The sequence below is a fragment of the Ornithinimicrobium cryptoxanthini genome (assembly GCF_023923205.1).
GTDB classification, from domain to species: Bacteria; Actinomycetota; Actinomycetes; order Actinomycetales; family Dermatophilaceae; genus Ornithinicoccus; species Ornithinicoccus cryptoxanthini.
This window is the reverse complement of record NZ_CP099490.1, coordinates 494,221-512,553: the sequence shown is the minus strand read 5'-3', so window position 1 is coordinate 512,553 and position 18,333 is coordinate 494,221. Positions and strand designations below refer to the sequence as shown.

The following is an 18,333-nucleotide window of genomic DNA, read 5'->3' as shown; positions in this document are numbered from 1 at the left end:
ATCATCGGTCACCCGGACATCATCGTCGTCGGCTCGCAGGCGATCCTGGGTTCAATCGTGGAGGAGGAACTCCCAGCGGCAGCGACCATGTCAATGGAGGTCGACATATTGCCCATCGCCGCAGACAACGACGAGACCGCTCGCCTGGCCGATCTCATCGAGGGCGTAGCAGGAGAGTTCTCACCCTTCGAGGATCTGCACGGATTCAGCATCGACGGAGTCTACCTGCAGACATCGGTTCTCCCGTCCGGATGGCGTGACCGCCTGGTGCCCGTCACCAATGCGAACACCGCGGCCCCAGGGGGCGATCCGCAGTTCACGGGATGGTGCCTGGACAAGGAAGATCTGTGTGTGGCCAAGCTCTGCGCCCTGCGCGAGAAGGACCGCAACTTCGTTGCCGCTCTTGTCCGTGCCGACCTCGTCGACACCCATGTCATCCTGGGCCGGCTCGCCACCCTAGACCCGGACCACGCAAGAGCCGCGTCGTCAGCTCACCGCTGGCTCACCTCCCTCCACCGTCGGGAGTGAGCGACCTAGAGGCCAGCAGTCCAGCCCCCTCACACGCCGCGCAGGGAGCTCCGAAGGCGCGTCATAGCCGCGACCAGGGCGACGCACCCCCAGCGTCGCGAGGGGGCGGCGATTGGCGAGATGGGGTAGCTGGCGGGTCCACGTGCCGACGTCCCCCTACCCTCCATCAGGTTTTCGTTATACGATTTGTTCATGGCGACTGACGAGCAGGTGAGTGACGAGCAGATCCAGAAGTGGGCGGACGAAGCCGAGGCTGGCTACGACGTCGAGAAGTTGAAGCGTCGCGGGCGAGGCCGTCCGGGGCGCGGGGCCGAGCCCATGCAGGTCATCGCCGTGCGACTCACGACCGAGGAGATCGCCGCGCTGGATGCCTACGCCCAGCGGGAACACGTGAGCCGCTCCGAAGCTATCCGGCGGGCGCTGGCCGACCACGCCGCGTGAAAGTACACCGCAGCGCGCTCAAGGATGGTGAGTGGCCACACCGAGAGCTGCGGCTCGGCTTCGATACTCAGGCGCCTGCTCGAGACCGTCGTCCTGGTGTTCAAGAGCGGCGAGGAGATAGTGATCCACGCGATGCCCGCCCGAAAGCAGTTCTGGGAACTGCTGCCCTGAGTCATCCGCGCTCCCGTCGACCGGGCGAACATTCCAACGCGCGCCATTTCGCGCTTGAGGTCAAGTATCCGGTAGCGGGAGAGCCTCCACGTAGCGTCGTGCCAGACTGGCTTGGCGGGCGATCAGCGTGATTCGAAGCACGGGCAGGTGACGCTGGTCGAGTACGACGCGGCCTGGCCCAAGCGGTACCGCGCGCAGGCGTGGCTGGTCCGTGAGGCGCTCGGCGATGCGATCATGCTGCTCGAGCACGTCGGCTCCACCTCGGTTCCGGGCCTCGTGGCCAAGCCGGTCGTCGACATTGTGCTGGCCGTGGACGACTCTGCCGCCGAGCCCGGGTACGTGCCGCCGCTGGAGTCACAGGGTTTCGCCCTCCGTGTCCGCGAGCCCAACTGGCACGAGCACCGCATGCTCAAGGGCGGCGTGGACGACGTCAACCTGCACGTGTTCAGCGCGAGGTGCCCGGAGATCGAGCGCATGCTCGCGTTCCGCGACCGACTGCGGTCAGACTCTGCCGATCGCGGCCTGTACGCAACCGCAAAGGCTGAGCTGGCCGCGCAGCGGTGGGACCACCTCCAGGATTACGCGGACGCCAAGAGCGCCATCGTCGAGGAGATCGTGTCCAGGGCTCGAGCCGAGTCACCGCCCGTGTCCCCGGCGCCGTAGCAGGCAAAGGGGCCACGGCGGGTGACTGCCAGAACGCCCGCATCGGCCACGAGGGCGCGATCAGCGACGGGTCGTTGGCACGTCATTGCGCCGCGATCCGCAGGGGAATTGCTACCGGAACTTGGACTCGCCGTACTTGGGAGCTCACTCAGACGCCGATGTGCGGACATGACGTCGCGGGTCTGAAACAACTTGCCAGGCTGGCCCCGGAGACTAGGAGCTTGCCGGCCTTCGATTCATCTGGCCGAGCTGATCCAGGCGTCATTGCTGACAAGGATCCTGCGAGTCTCCTCCTGGCAGGCCGCGGGTAGCGCGGTGTCATCCTCAATGAGCATTCCGGACAGATCGAGCACATCCCCCACAGCGAACTCGTAACCAGTCCCACTCACGGTCTGAGATCCTGCATCCCAAGAGACAGGCATGGGTAGCCCTAGCGTCACGAACGCGGGGTCCCCCGAGTCATCGGTGGAAACAACCCCTAAGCACCCGCCTCGAAAAGCGACCGTCCCCTGGAAAGACCAATCCGGCGCCATCGCCTCGCCGCGATACTTCAGGGTGCTGCCATCCGCGGGCCGCTCGAATGACGCGAACGGAAGATCCGGATCTGCCTTGAGAGTGGAACCGTCCTCCCGGTCACTCGAGCAGCCAGCAAGCAGAACAGCGGCTGCGAGAAGTGTCATGGCCGCGTAACGGCTTGGGGCGGAGTGGCGCACGGCTGGACTGTATCCCGGGTGGGGGCGGACTGTGCTCGCTTCTGCCGCCGACCGGCTGTTGTGCTGTCGCAATGGCCGGGGTGTGCTGCGGGGCGTGGCCTGTCCGAAGGACGCAGCCCCCGGGGTCGGAAGCTGTCTCCGCCCGAGTTGGCCGGTGCGCCTCGCTCGGGTGCCGGTGGAACGGGTGACGCGCTGAGGCATGGCTTCTGTAACGTACATCGTCAGCCTGCACGATTTCGAGGGCTGATTCCAGGGAAGACCTCGTGATGAGGCCGTGTGAACCGATGTGGCGACCGCAGTGAGGAAGGTCAAGAGAATGATCATTCGGCCCAGGTCAGCGGGTACCCCACGGCGCGGCGCAGACCAGCGAGGAGTGCGGTCATGAACCCGGTGCGGTCGATCGATGTGGTGGCCTGGTCGAACTACGAGGAGCCCGGGTACGCCTTCTCTCGGGGGCTCGACCACGTCAGCGACTCTTGGCCGAACTTTCGACTGCGGTCCGAGGACGACATCACCCTCGCTGACTACCTAGACGATGAGGACCATTCCGAGGATCAGGTGCTGTCCGGGGATACCGAGCGGTTCCGGCGTTCGTGGGTCGCGCACACCCTTACGTTGCCGTTCGCGTTCGACCTGATCCCGTGGATCTGGTCGCGACAGCATCCGAGGTGGTGGGTGCGCATCCAATACGCAGAGGTGATCGACCAGCTGCGGATCGAGTCCTGGGAAGGGGGACGTCCCCGACGGATCATCCGGATCAACGCTGAGACGCCGTGGGTGATTTACGGAGACCCGTTCGCGTGGGAAGCACCGTTCTGGGATGGACGACAACCCCAAGGGGGAGAGTTCGAAGGCTCGCCTGCCCCGCTCACGCTGGCCACCGAAGCGGAACAGGTTGACCTGACCAAGCTCTTCGTACTCAAAGGAGGCGCGCGCGGAGTCGCCGGTGGCGGACTTCCACGGGAGTACGACGCCGACCTGGGCACGTGCGAGGTACGGGACGGACGTGTCTTCTGGAGGGGGTTGAAGCCGACCCAACGAGCCAGCGAACAGGCCCATCACCTACCAGGATCCTTCGTAGATAAGGAAGGTCTGGCCCACATCGACCTAGAGAACGCCAACCTCACACCCGACCCCTCGTTGGCGACCGAGGAGGACGACTGGCCCGACGTCGAGGGACTGTTCGCCGCAGCGATGGAGAACTTGCTGGGAATCACCTCTAGGGAGGACCTGGGCCAGGATCACTGGACCGGATTGCTCCTGGGTAGCCAACCGCTTCCCCAGAAGGACTTGACCATGACGAAGGCGGCTGACCCCCAGCTGCGCACTGGGCCGCGCGTTGAGACCAAACTGAACACGAATGACGCCGCCCCCGATCAAGTCCGGACCGACCCACTCGACCCCCCGACGGTGCTCCCGGTGCGGTTGAGTGCCGCAGAGCAAGACAAGATCCAGAGCGTGGCCCACGCCAACCACATCCCCGTCCCCACCCTGATACGCACCTGGATTCTCGACAGACTTGACCAGGAGAGCACCTGAGACGCACTACTTTGCCGCGAGGGGCGCTGGCGTCATGAAGGCAGTCGGTCGTCGCTCCGCGGCGGCACGAGGGTGTGCCAAGTCTCCGTGATCTCGTAGCCGACTGCCTCGTTCATGCCAATGCTCCCCGCATTGGTCCCTGCCCCGCCGGTCCCGAACCAGGTATGCCCCGCATCCGCGTTGGCCAGGATCGACGCCGCCTTGACCACCGTGGCCAAGCCCTGCCGGCGATGGTCAGGGTGGACCGAGGTGAAGTGGGTCTCGGTCAGATCGCCCTGTGCGCTGGTCGCGGTCACGGCGATGAGTTGCCCGTTGCGCCGTATGCCGAAGACGCGACCGTCGGCGAAGAGCCCCGCTGCGCCAGCCTCGGTGAGCGGCTCACGGTAGGTGGCCTGAGTCTGGGGATAGTCACTGAAGGTCACGCTCTCCAGGGCAGCCACCTGGGGAGCGTCTGCGACGGTTAGCTCCTCGACGTCCACCCCGTGCTCGCGGTGTGCACCCACGAGTTTCCTCAGCTTCTCGATCGCGCCACTATCCAGTCGTAAGCGGGCTCCCCACGAGATGGAGTCGACCGACCAGCCTTTCGCGAGCAACTCCTCACGCGCAGGATCAGTTGACCGAAGAACTCGAGCAGAATCCGGCATGCCCGAAGAGTACGGGGACCGTCCCTGCGTGCCCAACTACTCATCAGCGCAGTGCTAGGTGATGAACAGCCGCGCATGATGTGGCCCACCTCAGCGTCCGCTCCAGCGTCCGTCCCGACCAATGTCGCTGCGGGGACAACCGACGAACGCTTCCCATGCCAATGTAGCCATTGGGTGAGCAACGGCGTACAACGGAAGGTGCGCGCTGCTTGATCGACATCGCCCTGCCGTCGACGGCACCCAAGGTTTGTGGCCGGTGTGGGCCTTGGGCCGTAGGCCGTCAGTAGGCCGTCACAGCCTTCGTACGCGGCTTCCCTGCCAACGCGCCACATCACGAGGGGCCAGCAGCGCTAGTGCGCTGCCGGCCCCTCATGTTGTGCCGGCCGTCCTGGGGGGGACGGTGGCTGACTTAGCTCAGTTGCTCTCGTGAGCGTCGTCGTGCGCGCGGCTGCCGGACTTGGCCAGACCGCGGGCGATCATGTAGCCGATGGTGACGAAGGTGATGTAGCGCATCGCGTGCTCGGCGCCGAAGGGGTCACCCTCGCCACCCTCGGTGCCGTCACCGACGACGAAAGCCGTCACGATGATGGCCAGGACGACGGCGATGTAGACGAAGAACTCGGTCGTCTTGGTGGACGCCTTGGTCTCGGTAGCGATGCGACGGCCCTCGTGGGTCGAAGTGCTGCGGACAGTGTTGTTGGACATGAGAGGTCCTTCTGAAAGTGTAAAGAAAGAGATGCCCGCACTTGTTTGACGGACGAGATGTAAAACCGAGGAGTTCGAGAACTCGTGGGACTAGAACGTCAACCACGTTCGGTTCACATACCAAGGTTACCGCACTCTTTGGGCTTCCTTGACCAACGTGCCCAGTGCCGACCCTGACTGCGGCCGGCCTAGGCACGGGTCCGACGTCAAGGAGGTCCCCATTTTGCGTACGATCGGAGCGGACGCGGGCGGTCTGCTGAGCCCTGTTCTGGACTCAGCAGACCTGAGCTGACTGCCCTGGGCCCACGGGAGGTCGGCCTCTTACTGACGGTACGCCCTAGGTGATGCGCGGTCTCTCTCAGAGGGCACCGGTCGTGCGGATGGCAGGATCGGTCAAAAGGTTGTACCAAGAGGTCGTCACGTGTGATTATCTCGCCATGCCAGAAACGCAAGGGTTCTTAGACCAGCTGGCCGAGATGGCCAGGTCTTTGGAACATGAGCAGGGCACCCAGGGGACGCTGGAACTGGTGGTCTCGGCAGCCACTCGCATCATCGACGCCTGCGACCTGGCCGGGGTCTCCATCGCCCGCCGCGACGAAGTGCGCACCCGCGCCGCCACTGACGACGCCGTGCTGGCGATGCACGAACTGCAGTACCAGTTAGGAGAGGGCCCCGACGTCCAGACGCTACGCGATCACGAGACCGTCTACTGCCCCGACCTGAGCACCGACCAGCGGTGGCCCCGGTGGGGACCCCGGGTGGTCCAGGAACTGGGTGTGCGCAGCGTCGTGAGCTACCGACTGTTCACCACCAGCGACACGTTGGGCGCACTCAACCTGTTCTCACGCACCCCCCACGCCTTCACCACAGAGGACATCGACAACGGACTCGCCCTCGCCGCACACGTCGCCGTCGCGGTCGCCGAGGAGCAGAACGACCAGCGACTCCACGTCGCGCTGGCGAGCCGGACCGTGATCGGGCAGGCGCAGGGCATCCTCATGGAGCGCTTCGACCTGTCCGCCGACGAGGCGTTCCAGGTCCTCATCCGGTTCTCCACGCACCAGAACATCAAACTGCACCGCGTCGCCAGCCAACTGGTCGCCACCCGCAAGATCCCCTCCAGCTCAGACACCAAGGGAACTGATCCAGAACAAGGGCCCGCTTAACAAGCATGGCTGCCGCCAGCCTCGTCGCGGCGATCGCTGACCGGGCGCGTCGCGCGCCTCCATGCAGTCTGGCAGGACACGGCACGATCCCCATGCAAAAGTTGGCAATGCCTCAAGCCAGCGCGCAGGGAACGAACCGAAGTCGGTGCCGCCCGCGCTCAAGCGCAGGGGCCCCCTCGGGAAGCAAGATACCGGCGTCGGGTCGCTGCTTCCCGCCTCCGACAAGGAGCGTGAGGCTGCCCAGGCACTCCACAAGAAGGTCAAGTTGCTGATGGATCAGGCGAAGGAAGAAGTCCAGCGGGCCTCTGGCCCGCAGGCCAACGACGAAGTTCAGTTGTCGAGCCAGCAGGCCAAGGACCCTCTGCGACAGGGATCCGGAACCAGTTGATCCTCCCAAAACGAGCGGATGCGTCCGGCGGCTTGCCCGACGGGCGCCGCCGCGCTGCTCGCGTGCCACAGCAAGAGATCCCAGGACCTCACCCGTGGTCGAGGGGCCAGCATGAAGGCCAGACTTATCTGGCCCGGCGGCTGGGCACGACGAGCGGTCCCCAGATCGTCCTGGTGCACGGTATCGGCGTCGCCTCGACGTACTTCCGCCGGCTGGCGACCGTCCTGGCTAAGTCGGCAGGTGTGCACGTCCTCGAGCTCCCCGGCTTCGGGGGCGCGCCCAAGCCATCGGCCCCGTTGTCGGTGGAGGAACTCGCGGCCGTGGTGAACGCCTATGTCCGATCCGCCGGCCTGGACCGGCCGGTGCTGGTCGGGCACTCGATGGGATCGCAGGTCGTCGTGGAGGCGGCGCTGCAGGAGCCGGACCGTGTGCTCGCTGTTGTGGGTGTGGGTTGCGTCGTCGACCCTCGGGCACCCACTGCGGTTCAGCAGGGACTTCGACTCCTACTGGACTTCCTGCGTGAGACGCCCTCGGCGAACTGGGCAGTGCTCCAGGATTACGTGCGCACCGGCCCACGGTGGTTCTTGGCGACGATGCCGCTCATGCTCGCCTACCGGACAGAGGAGTCCGTCCGGCGCCTGCAGGTGCCGCTTCTCATCGTGCGCGGCGCCCGGGACCCGATCGCCAGCCGCCGCTGGTGCGAGCAACTGGCCCAGTCGGCCCCAGTCGCTCAGCTCGTCGAGATCCCCCGCGGGGCCCACGCCGTGATGCACACGCATCCCCAAGCGGTCAGTCTTGTGGTGAGTCAGTTGTGGGCCTCTGCACTGAGATCGGCTGAAGAGTAAGGCCCTCGACGGTAGGAAGAAGGGCCCGTCCGTCTGCACTGCGGACCTTCACCCATCAGTTGATTCCACACCGTCGCCGCCGGCGGTGGCGCGAGGCCAGTCCAGCACCAGGCAGCAGGGCGGGGTCTCCGGATCGAGGTGTGCCAGGGAATGCGTCTGTGAGGTGAGAACCAGCGCCCAGAGCAACCGTCAGGCGGTCAGGCTGATCGTCGTGGTTCCCTCGATCTGCTGGTAACGCTGCGGGGTGCACGTGAGCAGGACCACCTGGGTTCGCTCTCCCGGAGCGTCAAAGATGCTGCTCATCCGCTGCAGCCGCTGCGGGTCGGTGTAGCCGAGGGCGTCATCGATGATCACCGGCACCCCGTCACCTGCCGAGACCAGACTGGCGACGGCCAGACGGGAGAGGATCCCCAACTGCTCCTTCGCCCCGCCGGACAGCTGATCGAAGGCGACGCTGGTGCCGTCCAGTGTCCGCTTGCGGATCGTGAGGTCTTGGTCGACCTCGACGTCGAAGCTCGCGCCATAGACGGCCTGACCAAGCCGCCGGATCTCCTCCTCGTAGGGGCGCACATAAGCACTGTGGGCCGCCTCACGGTGCCGACTGAGGGTCTCCCACAGCTGACGCGCGGCGCGAGCCCGGCGATGCACGGTGTCGAGCTCCTGCCGGAGTTGGAGGAACTTGGCCATCGCGACGTCATACATCTCCTGACGACCCTCACCGCTGACCAGCTCCACCTTGCCCTGCAACTGAGCCTGAGCCTGCTGCACCGTCCGCAACTTCGCCGCCTGCTCGACGCTGGCTCGCTGCGCCTGGGCCAGGCGGTCACGCACGCCGTCGACGTCAGCTTCTTCCAGTTCACGCCCGGTGACTGCGGCACGCGCCTCGACCCTGGCATAGGCAGCAACCGCCTCCCTCACAGCCTGCCGCAGCGTTTCGTCGGATCGCGCCTCCTGCGCCTGCAGCAGACGCGCACCGTCCTGGTCAAGCTGCTGACGCCTCGTCTCCAGGGAGCCCTGAGCCTGTCCGACCCTGACCTCCAACTGGTTGACGCGACGCTCACGTTCGCGCAGCGCCCGCTCGGCCTGCTCGAAATCCTGGTCGCTCTCGCGGCGCGCCGCGAGAGCGGCACGAGCCACCGCCCGGGCGGCCCCGTTGTCCTCGGGCAGCGGGTAGTCCGCCGGGCGGGCAGCGAGGTGCTCGGATGCCTGGCGCTCGACAGACTCCAGCTCGGCCGCAAGGTCTGACTCGGTCTGCCCAGCGAGCACGTCGAGGATGCGCTCCCCGACTGCGCGCAGCGCCGCCTCTGCCGCAGCACGCACCGAGGCGGCTGCTCGTGCGCCGGCGAGGTCTGAGACCCCCGACTTCTCGAGCAACCCGGCCAGGTTCTCCTCGGCCCGCGCGAGATCGGCGGCCAACTCGGCCGCGTCGTCCTCGGGCAGCACACTCAGGCGGAGCTCGCCCGGCAGCTCGATGGCGGCCCCACCTCGCAACGGCACCTCGCGAACCTGGCCCTCGCACAGTTCCACGGCCTCACCGTTGATGATCACGGCACGAGCTCCGGCGACGGCCTCCAGGGTGACTCGCGCGCTGCGGGCCTCCTGACGAGCGCGCAGCTGGACCACGGTGTGCTCCGCCTCTTCGAGGGCACGGAGCGCGGGCGTCCCGATCTCCGGCGCGGCCGTCAAATCCTCGCCCGCCGACGCCTCGTCGACCCGAAGACCAGCAAGGCGAGTCAGCCGCTCGGTCAACCGGCTGGCGCCCACGAGCGACTCTAGGTGTGCGGCATCTGCGGTCGCCACGTCGGCCACCTCACGAGCGCGGTCGCGGCCGTCACGGGCACTGTCACGCGACTGCGCCAAGTCGAAGAGTTCCTCCCGCGCTGCGGCCAGGGCTTCGCGGTCAGCCTCCGCGGCCTGCTCTGCGGCGCTGAGCCCCTCCTGGGCCTCCACCAGGTCCTGGAGCTGCTGCTCGCGACGCTTCAGGTCCGCGCCGGCCCGCATCGAGTCGTCCCGGGCGCGGGCGAGCGCCGCTGTGGACTCCTCGTGGGCCGCGGCGATCGCGGTGACGTCCGCGTCCAGCTCGAGTGCCCGCTCGAGCCGCGTGGTGAGACCGTCGGTCGCGGCCTCGAGCTCGGCAGCCTGACTCCGCAGCCGGTCGTGCTCATCGACCAGCGTCTGTGTCTCGAGCAGCTCGCCGTGTGCCAGGGCCGCGTCGTCACGCGCTGCGGACGCGGCGAGGGCTGCACTCTTGAGCTCTCCGCCAACACGGCCCGTTGGCGTGTAGTAGCGCAGGAACTCAGCCCTGACGCGCTCCAGCAGCGGCGCACCGTCGGCGGAGTGCAGGTCGGCTCCGCTCGCGCCGTCCAGAGCCTTGGTCAACACGGCGCTGTCGGTCAGTGCCATCTGCCCCAGCTCCCCGGCCTGGGTGAACCGCAGAGCGTCCCACAAAGGACGGTCCAGGGCCTCGCTGAGCAGCTGGTCGATCCGGTGCTGGGCAGCCTCACCACTAAGCTGCTCGGGCACGGGAGCAAGGATCTGCAACTCCGTCGTCGCGCCGCGCAGCCACTGCTTGGCGAAGCGCACGCGGTAGCGCCCGAGGGTGAACTCGGCCTCCACCCGTGGCCCGACGTCCCGACCCACGGGCTGCAGTGCCTTGACCGCCTTGGACTGGGACGTCGCCTTGGCCCGCGGGTCGAGAAGCACGTCGAAGGCCTCGAGCAGGGTGCTCTTGCCGACCTCGTTGGGTCCTTCGATCACGACGATGCCGCTGTCGGGGAACGTGACGGTCCGGTCGGCGACACCCTTGACGTCGCGCAGGCGGAGCTCGTGCAGCCTCACCGCGTCACCTCGCCAGACAGTCGGTAGAGCAGCTCGAGGGCCTCGGTCGCGCTGCGACTGTCTGGTTGGTCCTGGGGCACGAACTCCCAGGTGAGCAGGTCGGTCGCGTCACCAGCTGCCTCGGCATCGTCGTCGAGTCCTGAGTCGCCGCCTGCGTGATCGTCGGTCGCGAACGCCGCGTCAACCGCACTGACAAGACCACCGACGGCCTCAGCAGCTCGCTGCTCAGAGCCGTCCTGTCCGCAGTCAGCCTGAGCGGTAGCAGGGACGGGAGCCAGGGCCAGGGAACGCATCTCCTCCGCCGCCGCGCTGAGGAAGCCGCCGAGCCCGAGCGCTCCCAGCTCTGCCCCGTCGGCGGTGCAGGACAGCGTCGTGTGCCTCTCCCAGAGGTAGAGGCTGGCGAAGACCTCGCCCTGGTCAGCAAACAGGTCGGTCAGGTCCGCGTGGTCAGCGACCCCGAGCTGGCCACGCAGCGCCAACCGCACCACAGTGCGGTCCTTGTCGGGAAGGGCAGCCAGCTCCCGGGCCAGGGACGCCACGTCGGAGCCAGTCGACAGCTCGCGGTGCAGGGTCCGAAATGCCCAGGTGCCCACGTGGTGGGGCGTGACCAACGGTGCCTGCCCCTGCTCGACGTCCACCACGAGCACGTCACCCGGTGACGTCTCACGGTGAGCCGTCACCTCGACGGCCCCGCTGAACCAGACCGCACCGCTGTCACCGACGCTCGTGCGCGAGTGCCGGTCACCCAGCGCGACGTAGTGGATGCGACCGGCTGCGAGCTCCCGCTCCAGCGGGGCGAGCGCGATGGCAGCGCGGTTGGCCCGATCCGGATCCAACGCGTCGACAGCACCGTGCCCCACGACAATCCGCACGGTGTCACGGGCATCAGGGCCGTCGAGCGCGGCGGCGACAGCCGCGCCCACGAGGTCATGATCCGGGTGCTTGCCTGACCAGGGGGCAGGGATCAGCTCGACGCCCTCGGCCACCGCCACCGGGTCCGAGCTGGACAGGACGTGCACGTGCTCCGGGCAGTCCTTAAGGAACTGGGGGCTGCGATAGACCGTCACGGGGCCGAGCGGGTCATGGTTGCCCGGCAGCAGGTAGACCGGCACCGGGATCGTGGCGAGTGCCTCCAGCGTGCGCCCGACCGTCTGCCGGGACGGCTGGTTTGTCTCGAAGACGTCTCCACAGACCACGACGAACTCGCAGCCCTGCTCGCGCGCCACAGCGCCGAGGCGGATGATCGCGTCGATGCGCGCGACCGCGAACCGTGCCTGCGCCTCCCCCTGCAGGAAGTGGCGGGTCATGCCGATCTGCCAGTCGGCGGTGTGCAAGAACCGGGTCATGTCTCCTCCTCCCGATGTGGTGCCCTCACCGTATGAGAGACCACTGACAATGCCTGACTGCCCCACCGCACTCCGCCAGATCACGCGGCCCTGTGCACAGAAATGGGGCTGAGTGCGTCACTCCTTGTATCCTGGTAGGCATGCACAAAACGGCAGACACCACCGAAGAACCCGCGGAACCCAGTAGTACCCAGCCGGGCCAGGCCCGGCGCTCCGCCATCTCTGCCCAGCAGGTGACCGCTACGTGCTGATCGCCAGCGGCCTGCTCGTCATCCTTGTCCTGACCGTCGCGACCGGCTATTTCGTCGCGCAGGAGTTCGCCTACGTCGCCGTCGACCGTGGCCAGCTGCAGAAGCTCGCCGACGAGGGCGACCACGCTGCCCAGCGCGCGCTCAAGGTCACCTCCCGACTGTCTTTCACCCTCTCCGGCGCCCAGTTCGGCATCACGCTGACTGCGCTCATGGTCGGCTTCGCCGGCGAGCCGTTGCTCGGTCGGGGGCTCGCCAACTGGATGGGATTCACCAACCTGTCCCCCGCGGCGACGACCTCACTGTCGATCGCCATCACCCTCATCTTCGCGACGGGCGTGCAGATGGTGCTCGGCGAGCTCGGTCCCAAGAACTGGGCGATCGCCCAGCCGGTCCGCCTGGCGCGGAGCCTCTCCCGCTCCACCCTGATCTATCTGGCCATCGCCGGCCCCATCATCAACCTGTTCGACAAGGCCTCCAACCGCCTCCTTCGCGCTGTCGGGATCGAACCGCTGGAGGAGCTGCCGCAGGGAGCCACCCCGGAGGAGCTGCACCGCATCATCAGCGAGGCCCACACCGGCGGTCTGCTGGACGAGGACCTGTCCCGCCTGCTCGGTCGCGGTCTCGCTTTCCGCAAGCACGTGGCTGAGGAGGTCATGACGCCGCGGATCGACGTCGAGACGGTTCAGGCCGATGAGACCACCGGGCGGGTGTTGGAGCTGCTCGAGACGGGTCACTCCCGCTTCCCGGTCATCGGCCGCGACATCGACGACATCGTGGGCGTCATCGGTCTGCACGAGCTGCTCGAGGTCCCGGCCCACGAGCGGGCTAGCGCCAGCGTGCGCGAGTGGGCCAGCGAGGCGCTGATCATCCCCGAGAGTCTGCCCCTGCCTCGCGTCCTGGAGCAGATGCGCCAGTCACACCGCCAGATCGCCGTCGTGGTCGACGAATACGGCGGCTTCGCCGGAGTCATCACCTTCGAGGACGTGGCCGAGGAGGTCGTCGGTGAGATCTGGGACGAGGGTGACGTCGAGGAGGAGCTCATCGAGGAGCACCCGGACGGCACCTGGGAGATCCCCGCACGGTTGCGCCTGGACGAGGTCCGTGCGATGACCGGCGTGGGGCTGCCGGAGCACGAGGACTATGACACCGTCTCCGGCCTGATCATGGATCGGCTCGGCCGCACCGCCGAGGCCGGCGAGAGCCTCGAGGTCGTCTGGGAAGACCGCGACGAGGAGGGTGACCCGGCCGTTCACCGCATCCAGCTTGATGTGGTGACGGTGCAGCGCTTCGTCCCCGACCTCGTCCGACTCCATGCACCAGCCATCCAGCCCGGGTCGCTCGCCGACGAGATGGCAGCCGCCGTTGACGAGGTGGCGCCGTGAGCACCGGGACCGCACTGCTCATCAGCATCATCCTCCTGGTGCTCAACGCCTTCTTCGTCGCCGCCGAGTTCGCCGTGGTGGCCGCCAAGCGTCATCGCCTGGAGGAGCGCGCCGAGGGCGGCAGCAAGGCTGCCCGGTCCGCTGTCAATGCGACCAAGGAACTCTCCCTGATGCTGGCAGGGGCTCAGCTCGGCATCACCTTGTGCACCCTGGGTCTGGGCGCGCTCGCCGAGCCCGCCGTCGCGAGCTTGCTCGAGCCCTTGTTCCACCAGATCGGGATCCCAGAGGCGTTCACTCACCTGGTCGCCGTGATCATCGCCGTCTCACTCGTGGTCTTCCTCCACATGGTCGTCGGCGAGATGGCTCCGAAGTCCTGGGCGATCTCCCACCCGGAGACGTCGGCAGTCCTGCTGGCGATCCCCTTCCGTGCCTTCACCTGGGTCAGCCGACCACTCCTCTGGGTCCTCAACGAGCTGGCGAACCTCGGCCTTCGCGTCATCCACGTGCAGCCGGTCGACACTGTCAGTGCCCAGCACGGACCTGGCGAGCTGCAGCTGCTCCTGGCCCAGTCCCACCACCACGGAGTGCTGCCGGACGAGGAGCACGCGATGCTCACCGGGGCCCTCAAGCTGGAGGCGGAGACGATCGCTGAGGTCATGTTCCCGCTGGAGCTGGCGATCACCGTGCCCGACACAGGCACGGCGGCTGACGTCGAGTCAACCTGCCGGGAGACCGGACGTTCCCGGCTGTTCGTCACCGACTTAGCCGGGGTGATCACTGGTCTGGTCCACGTGCGCGATGCGGTCCGCGCGACCGCCTCGGGCGAGGTGGAGTATGCCGTCACGGACCTCTTGCAGGACTGCGCCACTTTGCCATCCACCCTGCCGCTCATCGACGCGGTCCACCAGATGCGCGAGCAGCGCGCTCAGCTGGCCCTGGTGAGTGGTTCGCATGGTGAGGTCGTGGGGCTGATCTCGCTCGAGGACCTGCTGGAACAGATCCTGGGCGAGTTCGATGACGAGACGGATGAGCCGGACGCGGGTCAGCACGCAGAACCGGACCGTCTCGGGGAGCAGCGCACGCAGCCCGCTGTCGGCTGACGCGAGGCAGACGTCGAGATGGGCAGCAGGCCTGCCAGCCCGCACGACCCAGGCCCGCCGGCCGGGCGAGTCCGTCAGACCCGTCGAGTCTCCTCTCGCAGCCGGGGCTCGACGCGCAGGTCCGGACGGAAACCTGCCTTGTCGACATAGAACGCTCGGATGCGGTCCATGTCAGCCGTGACATCTCCAGTCATCTCCAGGGTCGGACCCAGACCTGTCGTCATCGTGGTGCGGTCGACATAGCCGAGCGTCACCGGCATCCCGCTCTCGCGGGCGATGCGGTAGAAACCGGACTTCCAACGCGTGTGTCCCCCACGGGTTCCGTCGGGAGTGACCACGAGTCCGAAGACCTCGCCCGCGCCCACTAGCTCGACCACCTCGTCGACGACACGCCCCGCGTTCGACCGGTCGACGGGAATGCCACCGAGGGCTCGCATCAGCGGACCACGCCAGCCGGTGAAGAGGGTGTGCTTGCCCAGCCACCGGATGTCCATGTCCAGGCGCCAGGTGATGCCCAGCATCAGGATGAAGTCCCAGTTGGAGGTGTGGGGTGCACCGACGAGCACCGTGGGCCGGTCCGGTGCGGGCGCGGTGGACAGTTTCCAGCGGCTGAGCGACCAGAAGGCGCGAGCCGCAAGGCGTCGAATCATGGTCCTACGGTAGTGGCGGGGGGACCCGATGGTCACGAAAGGCCCCCGCCGAGGCGGGGGCCTTTGTGATGCGTGCTAGAACGTGTGGCTCAGACGCGACCGTAGCCGCTCACACCGCTGAAGACGGCGCGCAGCTGGGTCGGGATGCCCGGACGGCCCGAGTCATAGACCATGCCGTTGCCGGCGTAGATGCCGACGTGGTAGGCCGGGTAGCCCCAGAACACCAGGTCGCCGGGCTGCGGGTTGCTCACCGGGGTGGCATAGGACTGCTGGCCAGCCGCGCTGCGGGGGAGGTTGATCCCGACCTGCGCGAAGACGAAGGAGGTGTAGCCAGAGCAGTCGAAGCCGGTGCTCGGGCTGGTCCCGCCGTAGGAGTACATGATGCCGGTGTAGGCCGCCGCGACGCCCAGCACGCCACCGCTGTTGGACACCGGGGCCGGCGCCGGCGCCGGAGCGGCAGCCGCAGCAGGCGCCGGAGCGGCAGCGGGTGCCGGGGCGGCCGCGCGCTCGTTGGTGCGGCTGGCGCTGGACTCGGTCCGCTCCGAGGTCGTGCTGGAGGTGGACTGCGTCGCCTCCTCAGCGGGGGCGGCCGGAGCGGCCTCAACCACGGGCTCGGGCTCTTCGACGACCGGGGTCACGCCGGTGAAGCCGAGGTCGCCGAAGCTGGTCTCGACCTCCTTGGGTGCGGCGATCGCGACGGCCGGAAGGTCGGTGGGCTCGGCCATGACGGGCATGGCGGTCGCGAGCAGGTCAACTGCGCTCAGCGGCGACTGGTCGGCGCTGAGGAGTCCCTCGCTGGCAGCCTTGGCAGTCACGACGGCAGCGACCTCCTCGACGAAGCCCTGCGGGCTGGCCGCGCTGGCGGGCGCCACAGCGGCGGCCAGGAGGCCGCCAGAGGTCGCAACAACAGCGGTCGTCTTGGCCGAGCGGGTGATCGTGGTGCCGGCGGCGGTGAGCCGGCTGGGCGCGCGGTGGCGACCGGTGGGGCGAATGGTCACGGTGTACCTCTCCATGGCCTACGGGGTGAGCTGTCGGGCTCGGGCTGGAGTTGCCCGGAGGCGCTGGCGAGCCAGCATCTCTTAGCCCCAAGGGGCGGTGAAGCCCCAGTGTTGGGTCCCCCGCTCCTGCCAGCGGTAGTTCTCTGAGATCCCAACCGCAGTGACAGGACTCAGCTTCTGCGGCAGGAGCGCCTCCGGGGAGAGGCAGCGAGGTAAACAGTACACACAGGATCTAGCAATTGTCACAATTTGGTAAAGAGCCTGTGGACAACCTCGGTCGGCCGACGGAGGCCAATCGCCGATGACCTGCGGCAACGCCAGCGGGCTTTGCCAGACTCCCAGGGTTCTTGTGAGGGACTTCACAAGCGTCGCTGTGCAACCTCGGCGGGTCCCGGCACGTCTATCAACAGGCACTCGGAGGGCCGGATTCGAGCCCGGCTGCTAGACCGTCTCGACGAAGATGTGAGCGGCCACCGCGCGAGGCAGGGAGACCGCTGCGTCACCCTCCCCGGCCCCGACGACCACGACCCGCTCCCCCTCGACCCGGGCCGAGACGGTCTGTCCGGGTGCCACGCCCGCCTCACCCAGCAGCGCGAGCACCTCAGGCTCCACCTGAGCCGGCTCCCCGATGCGGACCACCACCAGCTCCAGCTCCTGGGCACCCACCAGGGCGTCGACCATGTGCTCACCGGCTGCTCGACCGGTGGTGCCGAACGACGGGTCCAGCTCGGCCAGGCCCGGGATCGGGTTGCCGTATGGCGAGACGCGGGGGTCGTCGATGATCGCCAGGATGCGCTGCTCGACCTGGTCACTCATGACGTGCTCCCAGCGGCAAGCCTCCTCATGGACGTGCGGCAGGTCAAGGCCGATCACGTCCACCAGGAGCCGCTCGGCCAGGCGGTGCTTGCGCATGACACGCACCGCCGTGCGCCGACCATGCGCGGTGAACTCCAGGGTCCGGTCGTCGTGCAGGACTACGAGCCCGTCGCGCTCCATCCGGGCCACCGTCTGCGAGACGGTCGGGCCGGAGTGGTCCAGCCGCTCGGCGATGCGGGCCCGCAGGGCCACCACCCCGTCCTCCTCCAGCTCGAGGATGGACTTCAGATACATCTCGGTGGTGTCGATCAGATCGCTCATGGGGGGCCTCCGTCGCGGCTCAAGGTCTCACCTGATCCTACTGAGGCGCCTCATCCCGGCTCGCCCAGCGTCTTCCCAGGGTCCAGCACCTACCATGGGTCGGGAACTCGACGACTTCCCAGGAGAACCATGGCCCGGCCTGACCAGACCAAACCCAAGAACACGTCCCAGCGCGGCAAGAAGGCCCAGGGCAACAAGGGCAACGCCAACGACCGGCAGGCCCGGGTAGCCCAGATCCAGAAGCAGGCCAAGTCGAGCGAACGCCGCAGCCTCTCGGCGATCTGGATCGGGCTCGGCCTCGTGCTCGTGCTCATCGTCGGCATGGTCACTTGGGCGGTCATCGACCAGAACAACAACCGCCCGGGCATGGGCGCGGTCGTGACCTATGACGAGCTGGACGACCCATCCGACGACCTGGGTCGCAACCACGTCGAGACCAGGGTGGAGTACCAGCAGAATCCCCCCGTCGGCGGCGACCACAACAAGGCCTGGCTCAACTGCGGCATCTATGAGGAGCCGGTGCCCAACCACCACGCCGTCCACTCGTTGGAGCACGGTGCCATCTGGCTGACCTACCAGCCGGGCGTCTCCGAGGGCGACCTGTCCGAGCTGCGTGACCTGGCTTCGCAGCCCTTCGTGATCCTGTCCCCGAACGAAGGTCAGGAGCACCCCGTCATGGCGACGGCATGGGGCCGTCAGCTGGGCGTGGAGTCCGGTGACGACACGCGGCTCGTGCAGTTCATCCGCGACTGGCGGCAGGGCCCGCAGACGCCGGAGCCGGGTGCCGTCTGCACCGGCGGCACCAGCGTCGACCTGGTCGGGGGCTGA

The 18,333-nt window shown here is 67.6% G+C and carries 16 protein-coding genes and 1 riboswitch; of the genes, 9 read left to right on the top strand and 7 right to left on the bottom strand.

Annotated elements, in window-relative coordinates; translation table 11 throughout:
* The first annotated feature begins 57 nt into the window (after nt 1-57).
* The 4 genes from NF557_RS02395 (at nt 58) to NF557_RS02375 (ending at nt 4,055) form a co-directional block, all read left to right on the top strand.
* Entirely contained in the window at nt 58-528 is a 471-nt protein-coding gene (locus tag NF557_RS02395) for a DUF6036 family nucleotidyltransferase (protein WP_342454498.1), read from the top strand.
* Nucleotides 529-720: 192 nt separating this feature from the next.
* Nucleotides 721-969 carry a DUF6290 family protein gene (locus NF557_RS02390; RefSeq protein ID WP_252621502.1) on the top strand — a complete coding sequence of 83 codons (249 nt, stop codon included), beginning with the start codon at nt 721-723 and terminating at the stop codon, nt 967-969.
* A gap of 282 nt (nt 970-1,251) precedes the next feature.
* Nucleotides 1,252-1,803, top strand: a complete 552-nt coding sequence (locus tag NF557_RS02380; RefSeq protein WP_252621501.1) for a GrpB family protein — start codon at nt 1,252-1,254, stop codon at nt 1,801-1,803.
* 1,094 nt (nt 1,804-2,897) lie between these two features.
* Nucleotides 2,898-4,055, top strand: coding sequence for a hypothetical protein (locus tag NF557_RS02375; RefSeq protein ID WP_252621500.1), 1,158 nt, complete (start codon nt 2,898-2,900; stop codon nt 4,053-4,055).
* A gap of 32 nt (nt 4,056-4,087) precedes the next feature.
* Here the strand turns inward: NF557_RS02375 and NF557_RS02370 are convergent, their stop codons facing one another.
* On the bottom strand, nt 4,088-4,558 hold the full coding sequence (locus NF557_RS02370; RefSeq protein WP_252621499.1) for a GNAT family N-acetyltransferase: 471 nt from the start codon (nt 4,556-4,558) through the stop codon (nt 4,088-4,090).
* A 555-nt stretch (nt 4,559-5,113) separates the two neighbouring features.
* Complete coding sequence (locus tag NF557_RS02365; protein WP_252621498.1) at nt 5,114-5,404, bottom strand: hypothetical protein; 291 nt, start codon at nt 5,402-5,404, stop codon at nt 5,114-5,116.
* A 437-nt stretch (nt 5,405-5,841) separates the two neighbouring features.
* Here NF557_RS02365 and NF557_RS02360 point away from each other — a divergent pair, with 437 nt between their 5' ends.
* Nucleotides 5,842-6,570: a GAF and ANTAR domain-containing protein gene (locus tag NF557_RS02360; RefSeq protein WP_252621497.1), complete on the top strand. Its 729-nt coding sequence runs from the start codon at nt 5,842-5,844 to the stop codon at nt 6,568-6,570.
* 450 nt (nt 6,571-7,020) lie between these two features.
* Nucleotides 7,021-7,803, top strand: a complete 783-nt coding sequence (locus NF557_RS02355; protein WP_252621496.1) for an alpha/beta fold hydrolase — start codon at nt 7,021-7,023, stop codon at nt 7,801-7,803.
* A gap of 189 nt (nt 7,804-7,992) precedes the next feature.
* Here NF557_RS02355 and NF557_RS02350 read toward each other — a convergent pair whose 3' ends face one another.
* Both NF557_RS02350 and NF557_RS02345 read right to left on the bottom strand, forming a co-directional pair.
* Nucleotides 7,993-10,641 (bottom strand): AAA family ATPase, encoded by a 2,649-nt coding sequence (locus NF557_RS02350; RefSeq protein WP_252621495.1) that lies wholly within the window; start codon nt 10,639-10,641, stop codon nt 7,993-7,995.
* On the bottom strand, nt 10,638-11,987 hold the full coding sequence (locus NF557_RS02345; RefSeq protein WP_252621494.1) for a metallophosphoesterase family protein: 1,350 nt from the start codon (nt 11,985-11,987) through the stop codon (nt 10,638-10,640). Before NF557_RS02345 ends, NF557_RS02350 begins: the two co-directional genes overlap by 4 nt.
* A gap of 244 nt (nt 11,988-12,231) precedes the next feature.
* Between NF557_RS02345 and NF557_RS02340 the strand changes: the two genes are divergently transcribed.
* Both NF557_RS02340 and NF557_RS02335 read left to right on the top strand, forming a co-directional pair.
* Nucleotides 12,232-13,620, top strand: coding sequence for a hemolysin family protein (locus tag NF557_RS02340; protein WP_252621493.1), 1,389 nt, complete (start codon nt 12,232-12,234; stop codon nt 13,618-13,620).
* Nucleotides 13,617-14,720 (top strand): hemolysin family protein, encoded by a 1,104-nt coding sequence (locus tag NF557_RS02335; protein WP_252621492.1) that lies wholly within the window; start codon nt 13,617-13,619, stop codon nt 14,718-14,720. Before NF557_RS02340 ends, NF557_RS02335 begins: the two co-directional genes overlap by 4 nt.
* A 74-nt stretch (nt 14,721-14,794) precedes the next feature.
* On the opposite strand, the gene NF557_RS02330 is transcribed toward NF557_RS02335, so the two are convergent.
* From NF557_RS02330 to NF557_RS02320, 3 genes are all read right to left on the bottom strand, one after another.
* On the bottom strand, nt 14,795-15,370 hold the full coding sequence (locus tag NF557_RS02330) for a 1-acyl-sn-glycerol-3-phosphate acyltransferase (protein ID WP_252621491.1): 576 nt from the start codon (nt 15,368-15,370) through the stop codon (nt 14,795-14,797).
* Nucleotides 15,371-15,459: 89 nt separating this feature from the next.
* Nucleotides 15,460-16,368 carry a C40 family peptidase gene (locus NF557_RS02325; RefSeq protein WP_252621490.1) on the bottom strand — a complete coding sequence of 303 codons (909 nt, stop codon included), beginning with the start codon at nt 16,366-16,368 and terminating at the stop codon, nt 15,460-15,462.
* 2 nt (nt 16,369-16,370) lie between these two features.
* A riboswitch (cyclic di-AMP (ydaO/yuaA leader) is annotated at nt 16,371-16,517 on the bottom strand.
* A 292-nt stretch (nt 16,518-16,809) separates the two neighbouring features.
* Nucleotides 16,810-17,505: a metal-dependent transcriptional regulator gene (locus tag NF557_RS02320; RefSeq protein ID WP_252621489.1), complete on the bottom strand. Its 696-nt coding sequence runs from the start codon at nt 17,503-17,505 to the stop codon at nt 16,810-16,812.
* A 129-nt stretch (nt 17,506-17,634) separates the two neighbouring features.
* Here NF557_RS02320 and NF557_RS02315 point away from each other — a divergent pair, with 129 nt between their 5' ends.
* Entirely contained in the window at nt 17,635-18,333 is a 699-nt protein-coding gene (locus NF557_RS02315; RefSeq protein ID WP_252621488.1) for a thioredoxin-like domain-containing protein, read from the top strand.